The sequence below is a fragment of the Paenibacillus sp. D2_2 genome (genome assembly GCF_031199965.1).
In the GTDB taxonomy this organism is placed as follows: domain Bacteria; phylum Bacillota; class Bacilli; order Paenibacillales; family Paenibacillaceae; genus Fontibacillus.
On the sequence record NZ_CP133605.1, the window covers coordinates 4,246,893 to 4,265,264 of the forward strand.

At 47.7% G+C, this 18,372-nt stretch carries 18 protein-coding genes, 1 tRNA gene and 4 pseudogenes; 2 read left to right on the plus strand and 21 right to left on the minus strand.

Annotated elements, in window-relative coordinates:
* Positions 1-55 precede the first annotated feature (55 nt).
* Together RE628_RS21695 and RE628_RS21700 are read left to right on the plus strand one after the other, a co-directional pair.
* Entirely contained in the window at positions 56-688 is a 633-nt protein-coding gene (locus RE628_RS21695) for an NAD-dependent epimerase/dehydratase family protein (RefSeq protein WP_309154990.1), read from the plus strand.
* A 69-nt stretch (positions 689-757) separates the two neighbouring features.
* A complete protein-coding gene (locus RE628_RS21700) occupies positions 758-1,039 on the plus strand; it encodes a DUF1731 domain-containing protein (RefSeq protein ID WP_309154991.1) in 282 nt (93 codons plus the stop codon).
* A gap of 209 nt (positions 1,040-1,248) precedes the next feature.
* On the opposite strand, the gene RE628_RS21705 is transcribed toward RE628_RS21700, so the two are convergent.
* The 21 genes and pseudogenes from RE628_RS21705 to RE628_RS21815 all read right to left on the minus strand — a co-directional run bounded on the left by RE628_RS21705 (position 1,249) and on the right by RE628_RS21815 (position 18,305).
* Complete coding sequence (locus RE628_RS21705) at positions 1,249-2,967, minus strand: DUF6382 domain-containing protein (protein ID WP_309154992.1); 1,719 nt, start codon at positions 2,965-2,967, stop codon at positions 1,249-1,251.
* Positions 2,968-2,985: 18 nt separating this feature from the next.
* Positions 2,986-3,495 carry an A24 family peptidase gene (locus RE628_RS21710; protein ID WP_309154993.1) on the minus strand — a complete coding sequence of 170 codons (510 nt, stop codon included), beginning with the start codon at positions 3,493-3,495 and terminating at the stop codon, positions 2,986-2,988.
* A 55-nt stretch (positions 3,496-3,550) separates the two neighbouring features.
* Entirely contained in the window at positions 3,551-4,558 is a 1,008-nt protein-coding gene (locus tag RE628_RS21715) for a pilus assembly protein (protein ID WP_309154994.1), read from the minus strand.
* Positions 4,527-5,231, minus strand: a complete 705-nt coding sequence (locus RE628_RS21720; protein WP_309154995.1) for a hypothetical protein — start codon at positions 5,229-5,231, stop codon at positions 4,527-4,529. Before RE628_RS21720 ends, RE628_RS21715 begins: the two co-directional genes overlap by 32 nt.
* Positions 5,228-5,866 (minus strand): hypothetical protein, encoded by a 639-nt coding sequence (locus RE628_RS21725; RefSeq protein WP_309154996.1) that lies wholly within the window; start codon positions 5,864-5,866, stop codon positions 5,228-5,230. Before RE628_RS21725 ends, RE628_RS21720 begins: the two co-directional genes overlap by 4 nt.
* A complete protein-coding gene (locus RE628_RS21730) occupies positions 5,863-6,696 on the minus strand; it encodes a hypothetical protein (protein ID WP_309154997.1) in 834 nt (277 codons plus the stop codon). Before RE628_RS21730 ends, RE628_RS21725 begins: the two co-directional genes overlap by 4 nt.
* 138 nt (positions 6,697-6,834) lie before the next feature.
* Positions 6,835-7,512, minus strand: coding sequence for a TadE/TadG family type IV pilus assembly protein (locus tag RE628_RS21735; RefSeq protein WP_309154998.1), 678 nt, complete (start codon positions 7,510-7,512; stop codon positions 6,835-6,837).
* 6 nt (positions 7,513-7,518) lie between these two features.
* Positions 7,519-7,719 carry a Flp1 family type IVb pilin gene (locus RE628_RS21740; RefSeq protein WP_309154999.1) on the minus strand — a complete coding sequence of 67 codons (201 nt, stop codon included), beginning with the start codon at positions 7,717-7,719 and terminating at the stop codon, positions 7,519-7,521.
* An 81-nt stretch (positions 7,720-7,800) separates the two neighbouring features.
* Positions 7,801-8,674 (minus strand): annotated as a pseudogene (locus RE628_RS29780) (type II secretion system F family protein).
* A 9-nt stretch (positions 8,675-8,683) separates the two neighbouring features.
* Positions 8,684-9,505, minus strand: a complete 822-nt coding sequence (locus RE628_RS21760) for a type II secretion system F family protein (protein ID WP_309155003.1) — start codon at positions 9,503-9,505, stop codon at positions 8,684-8,686.
* Positions 9,506-9,521: 16 nt separating this feature from the next.
* Positions 9,522-10,753 (minus strand): annotated as a pseudogene (locus RE628_RS21765) (CpaF family protein).
* Positions 10,750-11,016 carry a hypothetical protein gene (locus RE628_RS21770; RefSeq protein ID WP_309155004.1) on the minus strand — a complete coding sequence of 89 codons (267 nt, stop codon included), beginning with the start codon at positions 11,014-11,016 and terminating at the stop codon, positions 10,750-10,752. The pseudogene RE628_RS21765 and the gene RE628_RS21770 overlap by 4 nt, the downstream one beginning before the upstream one ends.
* The gene (locus tag RE628_RS21775) at positions 10,988-11,737 is read right to left on the minus strand and encodes an AAA family ATPase (RefSeq protein ID WP_309155005.1); all 750 of its coding nucleotides are present in this window, start codon (positions 11,735-11,737) and stop codon (positions 10,988-10,990) included. Before RE628_RS21775 ends, RE628_RS21770 begins: the two co-directional genes overlap by 29 nt.
* Positions 11,738-12,243: 506 nt before the next feature.
* The gene (locus tag RE628_RS21780; RefSeq protein WP_309155006.1) at positions 12,244-12,672 is read right to left on the minus strand and encodes a thiol-disulfide oxidoreductase DCC family protein; all 429 of its coding nucleotides are present in this window, start codon (positions 12,670-12,672) and stop codon (positions 12,244-12,246) included.
* Between the two features lie 176 nt (positions 12,673-12,848).
* Positions 12,849-13,127: a hypothetical protein gene (locus tag RE628_RS21785; RefSeq protein WP_309155007.1), complete on the minus strand. Its 279-nt coding sequence runs from the start codon at positions 13,125-13,127 to the stop codon at positions 12,849-12,851.
* 301 nt (positions 13,128-13,428) lie between these two features.
* A tRNA-Leu gene (locus tag RE628_RS21790) sits at positions 13,429-13,511 on the minus strand.
* Between the two features lie 164 nt (positions 13,512-13,675).
* Complete coding sequence (locus RE628_RS21795) at positions 13,676-14,701, minus strand: alpha/beta hydrolase (protein ID WP_309155008.1); 1,026 nt, start codon at positions 14,699-14,701, stop codon at positions 13,676-13,678.
* Positions 14,584-15,228: an alpha/beta hydrolase gene (locus tag RE628_RS21800; protein ID WP_309155009.1), complete on the minus strand. Its 645-nt coding sequence runs from the start codon at positions 15,226-15,228 to the stop codon at positions 14,584-14,586. Before RE628_RS21800 ends, RE628_RS21795 begins: the two co-directional genes overlap by 118 nt.
* A 17-nt stretch (positions 15,229-15,245) precedes the next feature.
* On the minus strand, positions 15,246-16,268 hold the full coding sequence (locus RE628_RS21805; RefSeq protein WP_309155010.1) for a FecCD family ABC transporter permease: 1,023 nt from the start codon (positions 16,266-16,268) through the stop codon (positions 15,246-15,248).
* A pseudogene (locus tag RE628_RS21810) lies at positions 16,261-17,267 on the minus strand (FecCD family ABC transporter permease). Before RE628_RS21810 ends, RE628_RS21805 begins: the two are co-directional and overlap by 8 nt.
* A gap of 34 nt (positions 17,268-17,301) precedes the next feature.
* Positions 17,302-18,305 (minus strand): annotated as a pseudogene (locus tag RE628_RS21815) (iron-hydroxamate ABC transporter substrate-binding protein).
* Between the last annotated feature and the right edge of the window lie 67 nt (positions 18,306-18,372).

Genomic DNA, 18,372 nt, shown 5'->3' on the forward strand with positions numbered 1-18,372 from the left:
TACTTCAGGCTTATCGGGATGCTGTTTTTATTATCTCAGAAAAGGGGGAAGTAAGTTGAAGTATGCAATCCTTGGCGGAAGCGGATTTATTGGCAGCGCTCTTACTCGATATTGGCTTAAGCAAAGGCATGAGGTCATAATTGTTACTCGTCGTAACCCGCAGCAACAAGTTCCTCGCAGAGAATCCACGCCGCGACATTTATCCTACTACTCATGGAACAATATAGATCAGGACCCTCTCCTGCTCCGGGGGCTGGATGGCATCGTTAATCTGGCTGGCGCGACGATTAGTCAGCGCTGGACCCGAAGAGCAAAGCAGCAGATTATGGATTCACGCTTACATACAACCCAGGCTTTGGGCCGATGGATCAATATATTGGGGAATGAGGCTCCGAAGGTCATCGTGCAAGGCTCTGCGGTCGGTAGATACGGCACTTCGCTCACCGAGGAATTTACGGAGCATTCCCCTGGCTCTGCTGCAGACTTCCTTGCTAATGTAACAACCTCATGGGAAGAGACGGCGCTGAAGAGCATTCCACACTCGGCCAGTGACCCCCATACGAATCTGGAGATTACGGATAGTACAGGACCACGCCTTGTCCTGCTGCGAACCGGCGTAGTGTTGGGCAATCGGGGCGGAGCATACCCAATGATGCGGCTCCCTTTCCTGCTCGGAGCCGGCGGTTGAATCGGTACGGGCAAGCAATGGGTTCCCTGGATTCATATCGATGATATTGTCTCACTTATCGATTACTGTATGACCCATCCGGAAATATCAGGTCCCGTCAATGCAGTAAGTCCAAATTCGGTAACGAATGAGCAATTTGGACGTACCATCGGTCGTGTTTATCATCGGCCTTTCTGGTTCCCGCTGCCGGCCTTTGTACTTAGAGCCGTGCTAGGTGAAATGTCACTACTGCTGCTCGAAGGACAGCGGGTCATTCCACAGACCACTATTTCATCCGGCTTCACATACATCTATCCTTATTTAGAGGAAGCCATCCTAAATCTCAAAGACCATACTGCTCATAACATTTAATAATCTAGCATCACTGTTTGTTTAGGAATCATTCTCTATAAAAAAACAAAAAGATGACCCCTGTTCAGGTTCAGACAGGAATCATCTTTTGTTAGTCGCTAGCTCTTTTTATAGTCTTCTTTAATTCTCAATTGTATACAACCTCTTATAACGCGTTTCCCATGCATAACTTGTAGGTGCTGTCAGCGATCAGAAAGACATCCCCGGTTCTAATGGATATTCCTTATACGGGGCAATAAGCTCCCCTTAAGCAATGTGCCGTTGCGTGAGCCAAGATCCTTAATACTGCAGCCCTCTTCGCGCACCATCAGCTCGACGTGTGCTCGCGATACGCCTACCGCCCGCTCGACATACCCGGCGACCTCTTCAGAACGACCAATCACAAAGCTGCCTCGCTTGAGAGTTATAGTTTCAGGTCTATTCTCCTGCTCTCCCTCCGCGCCATATCTCTCGAGACGATAAGCCTCTGTTGGGGATGGTATTATGGATGGAGCATTCATACGACTTAGCAGCACCGTTGCAGGCTGGGAAATCGGCTCCTCTGCTGCAGTCGACGGGTTTTCTGGGCCGACAGATACTCTATTCTGTTCCATGGATCGGCCTTGGACCTGCGCTGAAGATCTTGAATTGGACAGGGCTGAAGATTGTTCTGGCTCATCCCTTTGTTGCCCTAGGTCCATAATTTCCGACCATACCGGCATCTGTCTAAATGTATTCTGATTCGTATCTTGTTTCCGCGAATCGGTAATGTCCTGCCTCACCCATCCTCCATTCCAAGGCTCCTTCCAGTCTTCTGGTTCACCCTCATCCAGATCTTCATCCCCAGAAGAACGCAGGCTTATGCGACCGATTACTTCAGATACACTTCCAGTTACCATATCGAATCCGCCCTTGCGAATAAGCAAAAGTGCAACAGCTAGAACAAGAGTTATGCCAATACAAGTATAGAGTCCCCATGAGCTGGGAGCGTCAAGATACAAGAACTTCCAGCAGAACGCGACGGCCAGCACAACTCCGAGTATATAGTATGTAAATTTGCTGTTTTTTTTCACCAGTTCGCTATCGTCATCCATATCGGCAGCAGTGTCGGCAACAGGCGTATTCCACAACCCCGCAGATGGCTGCTCCAGATCGAGATCAGACCGCGCTTTATCATTCCCCCTTCGATTCATCCCTCCTGCCTTTACAGGATCATGTTGCTGCTTTATAGAGTTTTGTCTATCTAGAGACTTAATCGACGCGGGCCGCTCCGGTGACTGAACGTACTCCCTAATCATGACCGACGAATCAGACCACTCCCGTCTGGCGCCATTTCCATTAACCAGTTCTATATGTATAGCTTCTGATCTATGTCCGCCCAACAGATCAAGCAGCATCGTTTTCAGAGTTGATGTGGAAAATAGCTCATCCCCGCAGAAGCTGACAATTCTCTGGATTCCGCTGCCTTCGACAACGGTTACACTGCTCAAGATACGGGTAATCAAGGTCAACAGTGAAAGACCTAACCGCTCCTGACCAGCCACCGATTCACGTGTAGGAACATAGGTCAGGTACAACATCGCTGAAGCGAGCGGCTCTTCAACAAATATAAAATCCTCATTAATGATGAAATTATATGGAGACAACATGTACTGATGGCTATCGTCCAATATCACTACAATTTGTAGCAGCAGACTATAGAACTCCTGCGCGCTCAGCTTGTCATTCTTCAGACATTGGGATAACATGCGCTTGCCGGTAATCTCATAATGAAGACTAACCTCAAAATCAATCTCACGAAGGTCTAGTGGAAGCAGACCGGGAACCTCCACCGTGGCCAGCATCGTATGCTGAACGCGATTAATATCCTTGGAGTGCAGACCACCTTCAGCCTTCAAAATCATATAGGTACCGCCATTTCTCATAAAATCAACTTTAAACGCCGGCATCAAAGACCACTCCCCTTACTAAGAAAAAGTCAAGATCGCATACACAGCTCCTGGGAGAACAGCTAACATAAAAGGCATCTGCAATTGCCTCTTAGCTCCCGCCTGGACCGGGCTTAAACTGTGCAGGATCAAAATTCCGAACAAGCTATGCATAACATTGCGAATTCGCATAATAAACTCCCGTCGCAATAGCAATATGAACAATCCAATCACACCCGCAGCTAGAATAGAATACATGAGAATGGATAGAGTCAGGCTAACCCCGAGCCACGCCCCAATTGCACCGAACAGCTTAACATCACCTCCCCCTACAGCTCTGAACAGATACATAATGAACATCAGTACAAAACCAGCTGCAGCCCCCTTTATAGCAAATAGAATTCCGTCCATTCCTCCGGTTACGGCATGATACGATATACCGATAATGAATCCGCTAAGTGTGATCTTATTAGGTATCTTCATCGATTTGATATCTGTAATGAATGCCGTAATCAGCATAGCTAGACAACCCCAATACTCCAATGCCATAGCCGTTTGTCCCCCTTGTTCAAATCTTGGTTATCAGTACTGCCTGGTTCAGGCATTATTTGCGTGGGCTCTCAACATCGAACTGAGCCGTTGTCTGTAACCCATCCTCGGTCTCGATGATAAATGTCCATGTACCTGGTGTCGTGTTCCCACCTACCAGCCAATTCCATTCCACCTTACCTTCCTCATTTGCAGTTGCGTCCCCTAAATATTTAGCCTGACTCACACCGCTCTTGTAGTACACCGTGAGTTTGGCTGTGGTTCCCGGTTTGATTAAGGCTGCGACAAGGGCGCGATGCCCAGCGTATGCTGGTTCCGGCTTGGACAGAATAACTGCGGGCTGACCTTCTGCATTCTCCCCGTCTCCACCTCCCTGATCAAGCTCATTCGTATCCCCAATCCATAACCGCTCCACAGCCTTCGCTTGCAGTCTGATCGGTTTCTGCGTGAATGGCATTCGGATCGGCAATTCATAGCTGATCTCTAGGCCGAAATAAGGAGTTCGTCCGCTTTTGAAATCAGGTACGATTACACGGCTTACATGCAGTCTGTTCTCATTTAACTTCGTATCTGTCACAAAAGGGTGTAGCAGTGGCTTGATTACTGGATCGAGGACAGACTCCAGAACATTATTTTTCAGATTCTGCAGGGGCTCATCCCCTTTTCGTGCAGCGGCTCTGATCCAGTCAGAGATCGGCTCCGGTAAAGCATCCGCATACTGCTCAGCCCATTCTGTGAGCGACAGGCTCGGCATCTTCCAGCCCGATCCTGAATCTTCCTTACTTTTCTCCGTATCCTCCTTTTCATCGTTCGATATGGCTGAGATCGCCAATGCGACCGGATATATATGGGATGACACCTGCTTCACTGAATTCGATGCTACAATCTGCATCTGGTTAGAGATCACGGTCATCTGCACCATGTAAATAAAGAAGAAAATAACGATGATAAATACCGGCATGACCAAGGCGGCTTCAAGGACAATACTACCTCGAGAATCCCTACGCTGAAGCGAAGAAGGCCCCTTTGAATCAATAGGAGAAGTCCGCTTGTTTATCGACATAATATCGACTTCCTTCCACTCTTCCTTTCAAGGCCCCAGAGGCTCCAAGCGTCTTCGCTACTCCCGGAAGGAACCATAGTGGCATCGAGACGCTTACTCCTCCTCTTAAGTAAGTCGCACGCTGTTCCACGGGAATTCCGGTATTCATACGAATCAGCGCAAGCATCCGAGACAGCCTCCGCTCACTTGTTCCATGCATCAGCAGGAAGATACGCAAATGATCCCTATAGGTCAACTTCACCTTGATAAATTCACTGAGCTCAATGCTTCCTTCCTTAGTTAGCGTCAACATGTCCTTCGTAGCATGCTGGATTCCATACAGCAAAGCAGCAGCAAGAATCAGCAGTGGATTGCCTTTATTTAAATTTTTCAGCAATCCTTCCATCGTTCGAATTGCAAGACGCAACGCGAATATCTCTCCATAAGCCGCAGCAATGTTTCCCGTCGGATTATGAAAACCGTACAATATGTATTCAACCTCTTGCTTTCCAGGCGCAAACGAGTCACCTATAGTGTCAATCACCCCAGAACCCTCACTGTGCATCAATTCATCCAAGGTGCTTATATCAAATAGCGGATAGTAATGTACGACATATTCTCCCTGAAGAGCTGCATCTGTCATCGATTGTAGTACACTGGACATTCCACCAAAGAAGACATCCATCCCACTCATCGCCTCGGCTCCGGCATCGGCCGGATCACCCCTGTTCCAAACCCACCCTCATCCCCGGTGGAGAGTGATTGATTAAACTCGAGATTATCGTTATATAAGGTCTGTAGCTCATCAAATTGCTTCTGTGCATCCACAAGTTTATCTTTGAGTGCGGAGATCTTTCCTATCAGCCCCTTCGCATCCTTAAGCGATGCTTCTGCTTGGTTCTCGATCGTTTTACGCTCCTGGTCAGAGGCGCGATGTTGTTCGAGCAGACTTTTGTTAGCATCAAGGATATTGCTACTTCCCGAATCCACATATTTAAGTAAATAAACATCTGTTGAGTGGTCAAGACTGCTCACTGCTGAAGATAAAGAGTAGTCCGAGATTGAAGCTGTAAGAACCGAGCCCTCTAAACCTAGAAAAGAACTTACCTCGGCATAGAACAAATTAAAATCAGCTTCCTGCTGGCCGATATCCTTCTCCAAACCAGCAAGTAGTTCAGCGGTAAGAAGCAACGAACCACTCTGCTCGCGGATAGCGGCGATCTCATCATTGGTAACTGCCTCGTTATCACTGAGACCTTCATGTGAAGCTACGTCATCGTAGCCATCAAGTACGGGTCGATGCTCTGCTTCTTCAATCGTCCTCTTCATCTGGTCATTGATAACGATAACTTCTTGAAGCAGTTTTCTCGCATCAGGAAGAAGCACAGCATGACGCTCCGAAGCCTTCTGCCCACTGCGCCCAAACCGCTAAACACCCCCGAGGCCATCGATTGGTACTTTTGAATATAAAACAAGTACTCCTCCTCTTCCTCAGGGTCCCTTAACTTTTCCTCTTTGTACCTTGCTGCATAGTTCGAATATTCCTGGGCTACGTATGAAGCTGTCGCTCCACCGCCAGATGATCCACTAGAGGCACCAGAACGTGGGATTAGCACAGCAATATTATTCACGGTTAACGCCGCAGAACGCTGCTTCTCTAGCATCTCATCCAACTTGGCTTCCCGTTGATCGTACAACTTCTGCAACTTGCTAAGCAGGTCGACGGTATTCGAAGCTTCTTTCATTACCTTCGACATCGGCTTGAAACGATTAATGATCTCTATTGCAAAATCTATGGGAGCCTTATATTTCATTTCTTCGCGGATCTGTTGTTCGAATACTTCATAAGTTCCTATCGGCCGCAGAAGTTCAACGGTCGATGAATCTAGCCTTGCTTTCATCAGCGGAATATCATCGCTCCGCTTCGATAAATCCATCTGGTCCTGCAACACCTTAGACATAATATAATTTGCATCAGTGTTCCCAAATGCAAATAAACCATATTGCTCCACCAGCTGCGGGTCATAAGAGGACAGGACCGACCTTGATGCAGAATGGGTCATCATCTCCGTCTTAGCCTGCAGCGCCGCCATTCTTGCAAAATCAATAAATATCGACACAAATGCGAATATCGAGGCGAATATAACGACTAGAAACACGGTAACAGCTCCGCTCTCCGCCTGATGTCGCTGTTTTTAAACACCGGCTTCCCCTCTTTCGGAAATGAAATCACTTGGTTATCTCCTCATCCTTCATCAGTTGGTCGGTCATTGCCTATTCACTTCAGCAGTCTGGAGCTAAGGCTTTTCTTCCTGCCTGCCGAATAACGTCAACGCTTTGCCTGCTTCCTTCTGATCCATCTTTTCCCCACCGCTGCCTTTGAATTTAGCTCCGTAGTATCTTGCTAAATCCACTGTTCTGATCCACTCCACCGGATCAACTATATATGAGACGGCCTGTCCAGATTGAATCACATCACCGATCACCCGTTCCAAAGGGACAAATGGGACAAGTCTATCCAATCCTACCTTGACTTTACGCAGTAGAAGCTTGTTCTCATATTGCATTCTGCCATGAATTGCAACAGGAATCGCCGAACCGGTTGTCGCAAGCTTCTTCAGAGGCAAAGATCCACCTCCAGACTCAGTCTGTTCAGCGGGAAGGGACAATCCTGAAGTGGGCAAATCGCTGGACCAGCCGAATATCGCCTGCAGCATACCATCATCCTTAAGCCGCCAATAGAGTGAATCATACTTTCCAGTCTCATAGGCGCCCGTTAAAGGCTTCCGATAGCTGTTATCCCAGGAATACGCACTCCGTTCAGCCGCGACAGCCGCAACCTGACCAAGTGCGGCATTTTGATATAAATACAAACAGAAGAACAACAGAATTAAGATCGCTACGAATATGGACGGAAATACGAGTGAAGACTCGAGAATGAAACTCCCCTTCTGATCACGTAGTAGTCTCTTCATATTCACTTATGCATCTTCATCCATAAATTTCTCTGTTCTGCTCTTCGCTTTGCCAAGCAAGCTCTCTAGGATTTCCTTCAACTGCTTACGGAAAGCAATAGCCAAAATGACGATAACAGCGATGATCAAAATCATCTCCAGCATTCCTAAGCCATCCTCATCTTGAGAGAACGTTCTAATCTTATTTGCAAGTACACTTAACATCATGTAACCCTCCTAGAAATTTCGCTTATAAATCCACTTATAATGCTTGTTCAAAAAGTCCGGTTTTCAGCTTTTTAACTTCCTCTATAATTCCATGATCATCAATGCAGGAGCACCTACCATAACAACGATAATGAGGAACAACAGCAGCATAGGAAATACCAGCTTAGCCGAGGCTTGTTCGCCGAGCGTCTTGCTCACAGCCTTGCGTCTTCCCACAAAGTATGAGACAGATCCATCAACGCCAACACAAAGTCATTGCCACCACGGCGATAATTAAGCAATACCGAGGTTACAAAAGCCGACACCTCCTGAACGCCTAGCCGTTTGCTAACTCCCTCCATCGCCTGTTGGAAGGAGTACCCACTCTCCCATTCCCGCTGCATTCTGAACATTTCACGATACAACGGGTGTTGTTCTGCACCTGCCTTACGCTCCAGACAACGCTTGATAGCCTGCTGAACAGTAGAGCCCGCACCAACCAGCAGCACTATTTTATTAAGCAGCTCTGGCAGCTCCAGAATAATCTCTCGCTCTCGCTTGGCGACTTTCTGATGTAAATCCCTTGCGAGTGCAACCGGAATAAGAACAGCCAGAAGGGCACCAAATATCATAACGCTGGGATCATCTCCAAGAAGCAGAGAAAACAAACTACCAGCGGTTAGAATAAGCCAGCCGTACGAGAGCATTTCAGCTAGGAACAGCAAAGTATATTCGCCCCGCGCTTATCACCACTAATCTTCTGGACTGAACGCTGTATTTTGAAGAAAAAAATCGGAAACCTTTGCGATATTCTCAGCTTCTCTAACAGTAACAGCATTGGAGGAGCTATGATCTGCAGTCTGAGTCCATCCATCTTCATGTCCCGGCAGCCCTGATATTTATGGTGTGAGTTCCGGTACAGGATCAGCCAGGTCAGCACCAATATCGTAATTTCAGCGATGCTATAAACTATCATCTTTGCCTCCTAGACCCGGATATCCATAATTTTGAGCATTAACCAGAAACAAAACGCGAACACGACCAGCGCACCGAACGAGATAGCCAGACCGATTCCGCTATGCATCGGCTCCATATAATCCGGTGAAGAGAACTCCATAAATACGAGAAAAAATATTGGAGCGGCGGACATCGCCTTTGCTTCGAACCGTTTCTGGGCAATCATAACGCTGATCTCCTGACTAATCTCGAGCTTCTCGCTAATTATCGTTGACGTACGCCGAATGACTTCGACCAAATCCCCCCCGGAACGCTTGCAAATCGTAAAGACGTCAGCAAAGTTGCTAACATCCTCCAACCCGGCCCGCTCGCTGAAGTCGAACAGCGCCTCTTCAATCGGCTGGCCGTACTCCATACGGGTGCAGATGATACCAAGCTCAATGATCATATCGCTTGAATTGCCTGGATAGAGTAGCTGTAGATCTTCAATAGCTTCGCGAAATCCATTCTCTACCGAGCGGCCCGCTGCCAAAGAAGAGGAGAGCGAATAGAGTGCCTGCTTGAAATGGAGGCCGAGCGTCTCTCTTCTCTTACGGAGAAGATAACCGCTCCAATATTTCGGAGCAAAAGTCGCTCCACCGACGAGGACCAAGCTAATCAGCCATGAATGGAAGAAGATGTAACCGATAAGAAAGAAGCCTACTCCACCAACCAGTAATGCGGACAGCCTCTGTCTAGGTGATAGAACATAGCTGCGATAATCCGTCAATCTGGTTGGTTGCTGAGCATCGCTCCTCTCCGCCGCTTTTGCTGATGCTTTTAAGGTACTCGACCTCCCCAATCCGCTCATCTCTTCCCACCCCCTCTCATAAGATCATCCCTTCTACAGAGATGCCAGCCATGTTAAGCTTGTCCGTATGCATCAGCCGATGCCCCGTTCTTCTCAAGCTGCCAATAACTCTCCCATTCTTCTCCGCTTCCTCCTCAAATACATAAAGCGGATTTAGCATCACCTCCCCATCCTTCATTCCGCATACTTCTGCTATTTCCAAGACCCTCCGCGAGCGATCGCGGAGCTGGCTGAGATGGACGATGATATCGATCGCAGAAGAAATCTGCTGTCTGACGACCCCAAGCGGCAAATCCGCGCCGCTCAACACCATCGTCTCCAGTCTACTGATCATATCGACCGAGGAATTCGCGTGGCCTGTAGACAGAGATCCATCATGCCCCGTGTTCATCGCCTGTAGCATATCTAACGCCTCCCGGCCTCGGACTTCGCCGACGACAATCCGATCCGGTCGCATACGCAATGAGGAACGAATCAGATCACGGATCGATATCTCCCCTTTGCCTTCGGTATTCGCATTACGAGTCTCCAGGGATACCAGATTAGGTAATGTTACGATCTGCAATTCTGCCGAATCCTCAATCGTAATAACCCGTTCATCTGCAGGGATATATCGCGACAAGGCATTCAGAAATGTCGTCTTGCCAGAGCCTGTCCCCCACTAATAAAAACATTGTATTTACTACGAACGAGAGTCTGCATAAAACGGGCAGCCTCTTTGCTGAGTGATCCCTTCTCAATCAATTGCTCCATCGTTAGTGGGTGTTCGGGGAACTTACGGATCGTCATCGTTGGCCCCTTCAAGGCAATCGGAGGCAGCACGATATTAACCCGGGAACCATCCTTCAGTCTCGCATCTACGATCGGCGACGATTCATTCACCACCCGGTTGACTCCGGAGACAATCGCTTGGATAATATCCTCTAGCCTCTCCTGGGATTCAAAATGGAGAGCAAGCTTACGTACTCTGCCATTCTGTTCTACGAAAATCTGCTCATGGCTGTTGATCATAATCTCCGATACCGAACGATCATCGACCAGTGGCTGCAGTACATCTAGGCCCCGGAACGAGTCATAAAGTCTCCGTACCCATTTCCGCTTCTCCGATGAAGTGAGGTTGGCCAGCCGGTAATCCTCAAGTACCCTCCGTTCGATGTATTCCATCAGTTGCCCGTCCTGAAGCGTCAACGTAACATCAAGTCCAGAACGGATCTCTGCCCGGAGCTGGGTGAACATATCCTCTGTCATCGCTGTCCGCTGCCTCCCCTGAATACTTCGGAACTGCCATACAGCTTGCGGCAAAGCTGCTGCACATCACGTTGATAGAGTGGAGAATACATTGCGGAAGCCTGTCTGATCCCATTCTTCCAAGCAGATATGTACGAGAGCATCGATTCAAAGACGATTTCGATCCCCGGTATGGAGGTATTTAATTCACCTGAGTACCGGTTCACTGCAAATAAGGATTTGCTCAAAATATGGTTATGCATGTCCGGATGGGATCGCTCCAAATGGGTGAACCACAGACCGGCTCTTCCGCATAACGTTATCATCATCTGTTACGAGCCATACCAGCTTATCTGCCCGTTCCATCACTGCCTCGGTTCGTCCATTCGGATAAGAATCCGTATCGATCACGACAGCGTCGTACAATCCACTTGCCGCAATGAATTCGATTAGATCAATGGTCTCCTGACGCTGTAACTCAAGCATCTCATTTAAATTGTCTAATGGAGCAAAGGTGTCCCCTTGAAGCAGCGGATGTCTACAAGCATAGGCCGATACGGGAAACTTCGGGGCCTGCTGCTCTTCTTCCGCGGACTTCAAATCGTATAGCAAACGAGCCAGGCCTCCCTGCTGCCCTTCACGGACATCCTGACCTTCAAAGATAAGTCTGTTATTCACTGTCTCTAGATTCAAATAAAATACTTTAGTTCCTTCAGATGAGAGCTGCTTCGTGATATTCAGTGATACGGTGGTCTTTCCTAGGCCACCGACAGCCGAATACACACCAATTACGACCGCCCCACCTTCCGTATTCACCAGCTTATCTCTGTCTCCCCGAACGATATTCATGAGTGTGGACAGCAATTGGTACAAGGGCTGATATTTATTCAGACTCAAGCCTGAAGCAGACTCTCCTCTCACACATAGAGAGACCACGATTAGGCGCCCCGACTTCGGGCCCTGCCACACTTCCAGAAATGCAGGTTCTGCAAGTACGATATCCACCAGTTCCCCGAATCCTTCATATAGGTCTCAAAGGCATCCTGTTGGCTGAAACCCGTTACGATAATGCGCCGGTCGAACTCACTACAGTGGACGTATTGTAAAAATGGCTCTAAATATAACTCATCCTGTACAGCCAGAACCAATCTGAAGGGATTCAAACCTTCACCTTCTTTCTTACTCGGAACACAAAAAAGCACCGCCCAAATACCGACATATCGGTTAATTTGGACGGTGCTACCGTTCACGAGTTCCTAATATTTACAGTCAGAATATCACAGATCATTTCCCCAAGCAAGTCCTAAATATATATCATAGACTACCTCTATAATTGCGAGTTTAAAAAGTCAGACTTTCAGCACCGAGAAGGTTGGATGAAGCTAGGGCGTGAGGAGCGGAGCGTACGTAGTGTGTACGTGAGCACCGGAAGGCCCGGCTGAATTCAAGATTCGATGTCGAATAGCTTCATGATTTACTTCGTGATCAAAGGGGAGCTTTTTAGACTACCTCTATAAGTCTAAGAAGCGTTCTTTGATTCCGTTGGCAGGCAGCATGCACACATCGGATTTACCGAACCAGCGGTACCTGTTGTTTGCGACCCAACGGTAAACTGCATCGCGTATGCCCTGGGGAACAATAATTAATGCATATAATAACGGCCAAGGGAATTTGAGCTTCTTGGCTATTTTGAGAGCTGCAGAGGAACGTGTGTACAAGCTTTCTCGCTCCAGCAGGTACATCGTATTCATCGGCTCGTCTATAGCTCGTGCTCCTCCATACTGTTGCAGTAGCCGCCTGCCGACATCAGATTGCAATGACGCGAACTTGAATTGGGCACCGGGATCATGCTTAATGATAAATTTAACGGCTCCCTGACACAAAAGACATACCCCATCAAACAATACGATCGCAGCCTGATCTGCATTCTTTCCTGGCATCTGAGAACCCTCCCCGAGCAACTCATTACCTTAATCATCCGCTATACTGTCAAAAACAAAAAGGATAATTATCAGCATCTATGCTCATGCTTCCATTGTACGTCTTTTTCGAACGCTTTATAGAGCAAAAAAATACGAAGGAATCGAGCTCCTCCGTATTCTTTATTCCACCAGGCTTATTCTGCCAGCAACTTCTCGATCATTTGATCGCCTACAAGCTGGCTATGGAAGTCTTCCTTAAAGCCCTCCATGCAGTTGCAAATGTAGTCCTTACGACATACCGGACATGGCGTCTTTTGCAGTCGATTGACATTCGTGAGGCGCCATTCTGGAAAACGGTGATAAAATACTCTGCACTGCGTTCCATCGGCCAATTTCACAGCAAATTCGTACAATCCTTCCTTCTCGTTACTCCCGGCTATGGACACGTTCTGAACACTTGGTCTGTAAGACATTGTCATCACCCGTTTTATTAAATTAGAAAACTTTTCAAGCGGAAGTTCAAAAAATCATCTTTCAATTAAAGCTTGACTTTTGGAACTCTCACTTTTAGTACTAAGACATATTAAATAATTTTTTAATACATGTCAACTTGAATCACATAGTCTAACCCCTTTAGATCCAAAGAATTCAAAAAAATAATAAATTCAAGCGTTTACATGAATGAATGCGGGCAAATTACATTATTATTATATTGTCCCAAAAACAAAAAAAGATCCTTACTTCCCGTAAGGATCTTTCCTCTGTTCTTCGTTATGCGGTAGAGAGGACTCGAACCTCCACGGGCGTACGCCCACTACCCCCTCAAGATAGCGTGTCTGCCATTCCACCACTACCGCATGTTATTAAGTTTTTCAGCAACTCTGTTATTATACACTGGCGATCGTAAAAAGTAAATAGGAATTTTATTAAAGCTAATTATCGCAAGCAAGTTCATCCCGAATATCACGGATAATATCATATAAGCGCCTCCATCCAATGGATAAGAAGCGCTTTTCTCATTTTAACTTGTCACACGACGCAGCATCGGGCTAAATAACGAAGGCAGCAGCGATACATGTCCCTCATTGGGGACTTCGATCATCGAGACCAACTTTGGACCATATACGTCTTCCGTCATGAGTTGATACAAGTTATGCGCGTCACGGACCATATTCGGCTTCTCTTGACTGCCCACACTCAAATGTAGCTCTATCTCCGTCTCATGAAGTGATATTTGCACTTTATTATTTTCCCACAGCTGAAGCAGGGTTAGATTCTTCCACCAAATCGATGGACTAGCGGCAAAATAACGCCGGAACGTGCTCGGACGCTTAAATAGTGTATACAGAGTGAAAAATCCACCTAGCGAATGACCGAATAAAGACTGCTTAGCACGGTCGATTGGGAATTCCTTCTCGATCAGCGGCTTAAGCTCATATTCGATAAAATCGAGAAAAACCTCAGCCCCTCCTGTCAGCGGCCAAGCTGACCCGTCAGGTCTTTTCGGTAATTCGCTGTCGTCGGCAAAGACCGTGTAATCGTAGAAGCGCTCACTCGTCACAATCGGATCATTGGAGTTATACCCTATGCCCACAATCACGAATGGAACCATGCCATGAGGGCCTCTGGTTTGCAGTCTGGCCGCTTCTGCCAGGGAACCGAAGGTGGCATTGGCATCCAGCGTATAAAGCACGGGATAACCGCCCTCAGGTGGCGGACCCATTGGCTCTACGATGTAGATCTGGTATTCCCGCCCAGACAAATGAGATTGGAGGTCCCATACCTGCGTACCGGGAACATGCATCTCCCCACTCATTCTCCTGAATTGGAGGTGCCCCTCTGAATTGCCAAAAAGCCACTTCAAGCTCTCTGGAAAATGCTTCATCATAAACAGATCGTCATGGGTACCTTCTGGCTCCACTGCCAGTTTCAACCCAGCTGCGCCCATGCCCTTATCAAGCCACAGTTGGTGGGCCTCCTTGGTATGCTCCACCATATGACGCTGCCGCGTCTCTTTATAAATCCCTTCTTTATCTCCAACAGACATATACACACGCTGAGTAGCCTCAAGACCGTCATGCTCCCGGATGAAATCGAGCACCCCTTCATACCAGAAGGAGGCCGATAGCAGACCGAGCCGTCCGAATGTATCCGGTCGCCAGCAACCCGCGAAGAAGGAGATGAGTCCCCAAGCGAGCCGCCGATGATCGCCGTCTCCTCGGCCTGTCTTTTTGTCCGGTAATGATGGTCGATATAGGGCTTGATCACATCTGCAACTTCATCGATATAGGCATGTCCCCGGCCCGCAAAGGCTGGGAAGCTGTCCACCAGCGCGGCTGCTGGCCAAGGTGTATATTCATCATTACGTGAATGCGGCTCGATGCCGATTAGAATAACTTCTGCCAATTGACCGGATAAATACAAATGATCCAAATAATTCAGGCAACCGCCGAATAGCTCGTCTCCATCCTGGACATACGCCACAGGATAACAGCGCCCTGATGTTTCATATGATGGAGGCAAATGGAGGACTAACTTCCAGTCTCCAACATTAAGCTGCTGATATCGGTTCATACTTTCCCCCATCTTCCCTACGATCCTCTTGTACGAAGCAATAAATAAACGAAATACGGCACTCCGATGATCGACACGACGATACCCACCGACAGCTCTGCCGGAGCAAATACGGTCTTGCCGATAAAATCGCCGATCAGCACCATAATCATGCCCACAAGCCCACTAACCGGAATGATTCGCATATGTCGCAAACCTATAAGCTGCCGGGCCAGATGAGGCGCGATCAAGCCAATAAAAGCAATACTGCCCGACACGGCAACGCTTGCGCTGACCAGTCCAATGCTGCAGAGTAGAAATATATTTTTCTCCCGTTCAACATTCAGCCCTACGCTCTTCTGACTATCCTCACTAAGCTGGAACAGATCGAGCTTATAAGACCGAATACAGATCAACGGTAGAAGCAACAGCCATGGCAGCATCGTAACGACGAACTTCCAATTCGCATTGTGGAGACTTCCCGCAAGCCATACAACCGCCATCTCGTAATCATTCGGATTCATCTTCAAAGATATAAACATTGTGAGCGCACCAAAGCCGGATGCAACTGCGATACCGACCAGAATCAGTCGCTGGGAATCAAGCGTGCCATTCTCTTTAGCGAACATATATATCGCTACGGTAGCCAGTAAGCCGCCTGCAATTCCGAACATCGGCATCAGCATGACACCGAGCCACCCTGTCGCATTAATCACTCCCTGGAACAGGAACATGAACAACACGACAGCCAGGCCAGCCCCGGCATTAATGCCTAATATCCCCGGATCGGCAAGCCCATTCCGCGTGACCCCTTGGATGATCGCTCCGGCAGTACCAAGCGCGAACCCAACAAGCGCTCCTAATACAATCCGCGGCAGCCTGAACTCAAACACAACCAGATTATGCTCTGGCTGAGGATTGATTTTTAGTAGAGTCTTGATCACATCCAATACCGACATATCGAATGTACCATTAGTCAAGCTAAGATAAGCAGACGCAACAGCAAGAAGAATGCCGATGACTAATACTCTCCAGAATCTTCGCTGAGTTAAATTATTCACGGTGCGCCCCTCCCTTTGTCTTGATCAGATACAGGAAAAATGGCACACCGATCAAAGAGGTAACAACTCCTACTGGAGTTTCAAATGGATAGTTAATGAAGCGGGCTGCAATGTCGCATGTTGCCAGGAAAATCCCACCGAGTACTCCGGAGACCGGAATGACCCAGCGATAATCGACACCCGAGAGGAGACGGGCAATATGTGGAATGATCAGACCGATGAAGGCGATTTTTCCAGCCAGCGCTACAGAGACACCGGTCAACAGCACGGTCGCAAGAATAGCCAATGCCTTGATGATCCAGGTACGGATACCCAGCCCTTGAGCCACCTCTTCCCCAGCGCAAGCGCCGAGATATACCTGGAGATCAGCATCGCTAACGTCAGTCCGACGAGTGCAAACGGAATGCTAAGCTTAATCATCTCTGGGTCCATCTGATGCAATCTGGCATTATACCAGAAGCTGATATTTTGCGAGACTTGGAAATACGTCGACATCGCATGAGCCGTTCCGCTAAGAAAGGTACCGATGATCGAACCAAGAATCGCTAATTTGACTGGACTTAGTCCATTAGGAATAAGCCAGGCTAGCCCGAAGACAATAGCTGTTCCCAAGGCAGAGCCAATGAGCGAACTCGTGATATATAAATTCGGACTGGCATTCGGTAAAAGTACCATGCACAGCGTAACCGCAAATACGGAACCATCCGATACCCCCATAATCGAAGGGGAAGCGAGGTAATTCCGGGTCATACCCTGCATGAGGGCTCCAGACACAGCCAGGAATGCTCCGATTAGCATTGACCCGATAACACGCGGAAGACGGGAACTCATAATAATCTGATGATCTACATTGTCTGGATCAAAGGCAATGATCGAGTTCCATACCTCGGCTGCCGTAATACTCTTGGCCCCATATAGAATTGAAGCAAGGATCAATAATACAATGACTGCCGGGGCCATTCCGAGAATGGCCACCGGCAGCTTTCGTTTTAATCGCATTGTCAACACGCCTTATATTAAACTGATGTATATTTTACTTGGTCAGATTAGCTACTGCAGCTTTCAAGAACTCAATCTTGCTGTAAGCTGTTCCCCTTGAGCAAGCGGATCAACGATGTTCACGAACACTTTCTCATTTTTGAAAGCATTCAAGCTTTTCATGATCGGATCTTGCTGGAAGTCTTCCAGTGCTTTTGGCGTGTCCTGGTTCTCATCCGTCGAGAATTGGATGAACAGATAATCCGGATTCATCTCTGCGAGCTTCTCCTTCGAGATCAGCTCCTGAGCCTTAGCAGCTTGTACTTCTGCCGGAACAGTCATACCGAGATCCTCATACAATACCGGGTTGAAGAATACCCCAGCCGGATAAATGTAAACTTCCCCGCCGCGGATTCGTACGGCCACGACTTTCTTATCCTTCAGACTATCTCCAATTTGCGACTTAGCCGCATCCAGATCCGTCTTGTATTTGGCGATTTCCTGCTCAGCCTGCTCTTCTTTACCACTAAGCTCTCCAAGCAGTCTCAGATTTGCTTCCCAATTCGTAGATATATGAGAATACGGGATGGTTGGAGCAATTTTCTCCAGTTTCTCATTGACCTCTGGTTTGAACTTGGTTGAAGTCAGAATGACATCCGGCTTAAGGGACAAAATCGTCTCAAAGTTCGGCTCCATCTTCTCACCAACAGACTTCGCTTCTGAAGTAACTGACTCGAACAAGGACGGGAACTTGCCAGAGAATGAAATCGCACCGATCGGCTTCACATCCAATACGATCGAATCCTCCATCGCTTCAACGGCACCAGTAATAACGATCCGTTCAACCTTGCCCGGAAGTGTATATTCCTGATCCAGGTATTTAATGACTCTAGTATCCGATGATGCCGGCTGCTCCGCTGTTTCCGCGGGCTGCTGTGCGGCGGTTTGGTTAGAATTTTGCGCTGCTGGAGACTCCGAGGACGAATTCTCCTTGCCGCAGGCCGATAGGACTACGGTTAACGCCAGAATTACCCCTAATAACATATTGAATCTTTTCATATTCTTTCTAGCTTCTCCCTTCGACGACTCTCGTCTCAATTGATAATGATTATCATTATTATTGATA

Coding starts and splice junctions, on each gene's coding strand:
- RE628_RS21700 (WP_309154991.1), top strand. CDS start 758: ATGACCCATCCGGAAATATCAGGTCCCGTCAATGCAGTAAGTCCAAAT.
- RE628_RS21705 (WP_309154992.1), bottom strand. CDS start 2,967: ATGCCGGCGTTTAAAGTTGATTTTATGAGAAATGGCGGTACCTATATG.
- RE628_RS21710 (WP_309154993.1), bottom strand. CDS start 3,495: ATGGCATTGGAGTATTGGGGTTGTCTAGCTATGCTGATTACGGCATTC.
- RE628_RS21715 (WP_309154994.1), bottom strand. CDS start 4,558: ATGTCGATAAACAAGCGGACTTCTCCTATTGATTCAAAGGGGCCTTCT.
- RE628_RS21720 (WP_309154995.1), bottom strand. CDS start 5,231: ATGAGTGGGATGGATGTCTTCTTTGGTGGAATGTCCAGTGTACTACAA.
- RE628_RS21725 (WP_309154996.1), bottom strand. CDS start 5,866: ATGAAGAGGACGATTGAAGAAGCAGAGCATCGACCCGTACTTGATGGC.
- RE628_RS21735 (WP_309154998.1), bottom strand. CDS start 7,512: ATGAAGAGACTACTACGTGATCAGAAGGGGAGTTTCATTCTCGAGTCT.
- RE628_RS21740 (WP_309154999.1), bottom strand. CDS start 7,719: ATGATGTTAAGTGTACTTGCAAATAAGATTAGAACGTTCTCTCAAGAT.
- RE628_RS21760 (WP_309155003.1), bottom strand. CDS start 9,505: ATGAGCGGATTGGGGAGGTCGAGTACCTTAAAAGCATCAGCAAAAGCG.
- RE628_RS21780 (WP_309155006.1), bottom strand. CDS start 12,672: ATGCCAGGAAAGAATGCAGATCAGGCTGCGATCGTATTGTTTGATGGG.
- RE628_RS21785 (WP_309155007.1), bottom strand. CDS start 13,127: ATGTCTTACAGACCAAGTGTTCAGAACGTGTCCATAGCCGGGAGTAAC.
- RE628_RS21795 (WP_309155008.1), bottom strand. CDS start 14,701: ATGTCTGTTGGAGATAAAGAAGGGATTTATAAAGAGACGCGGCAGCGT.
- RE628_RS21800 (WP_309155009.1), bottom strand. CDS start 15,228: ATGAACCGATATCAGCAGCTTAATGTTGGAGACTGGAAGTTAGTCCTC.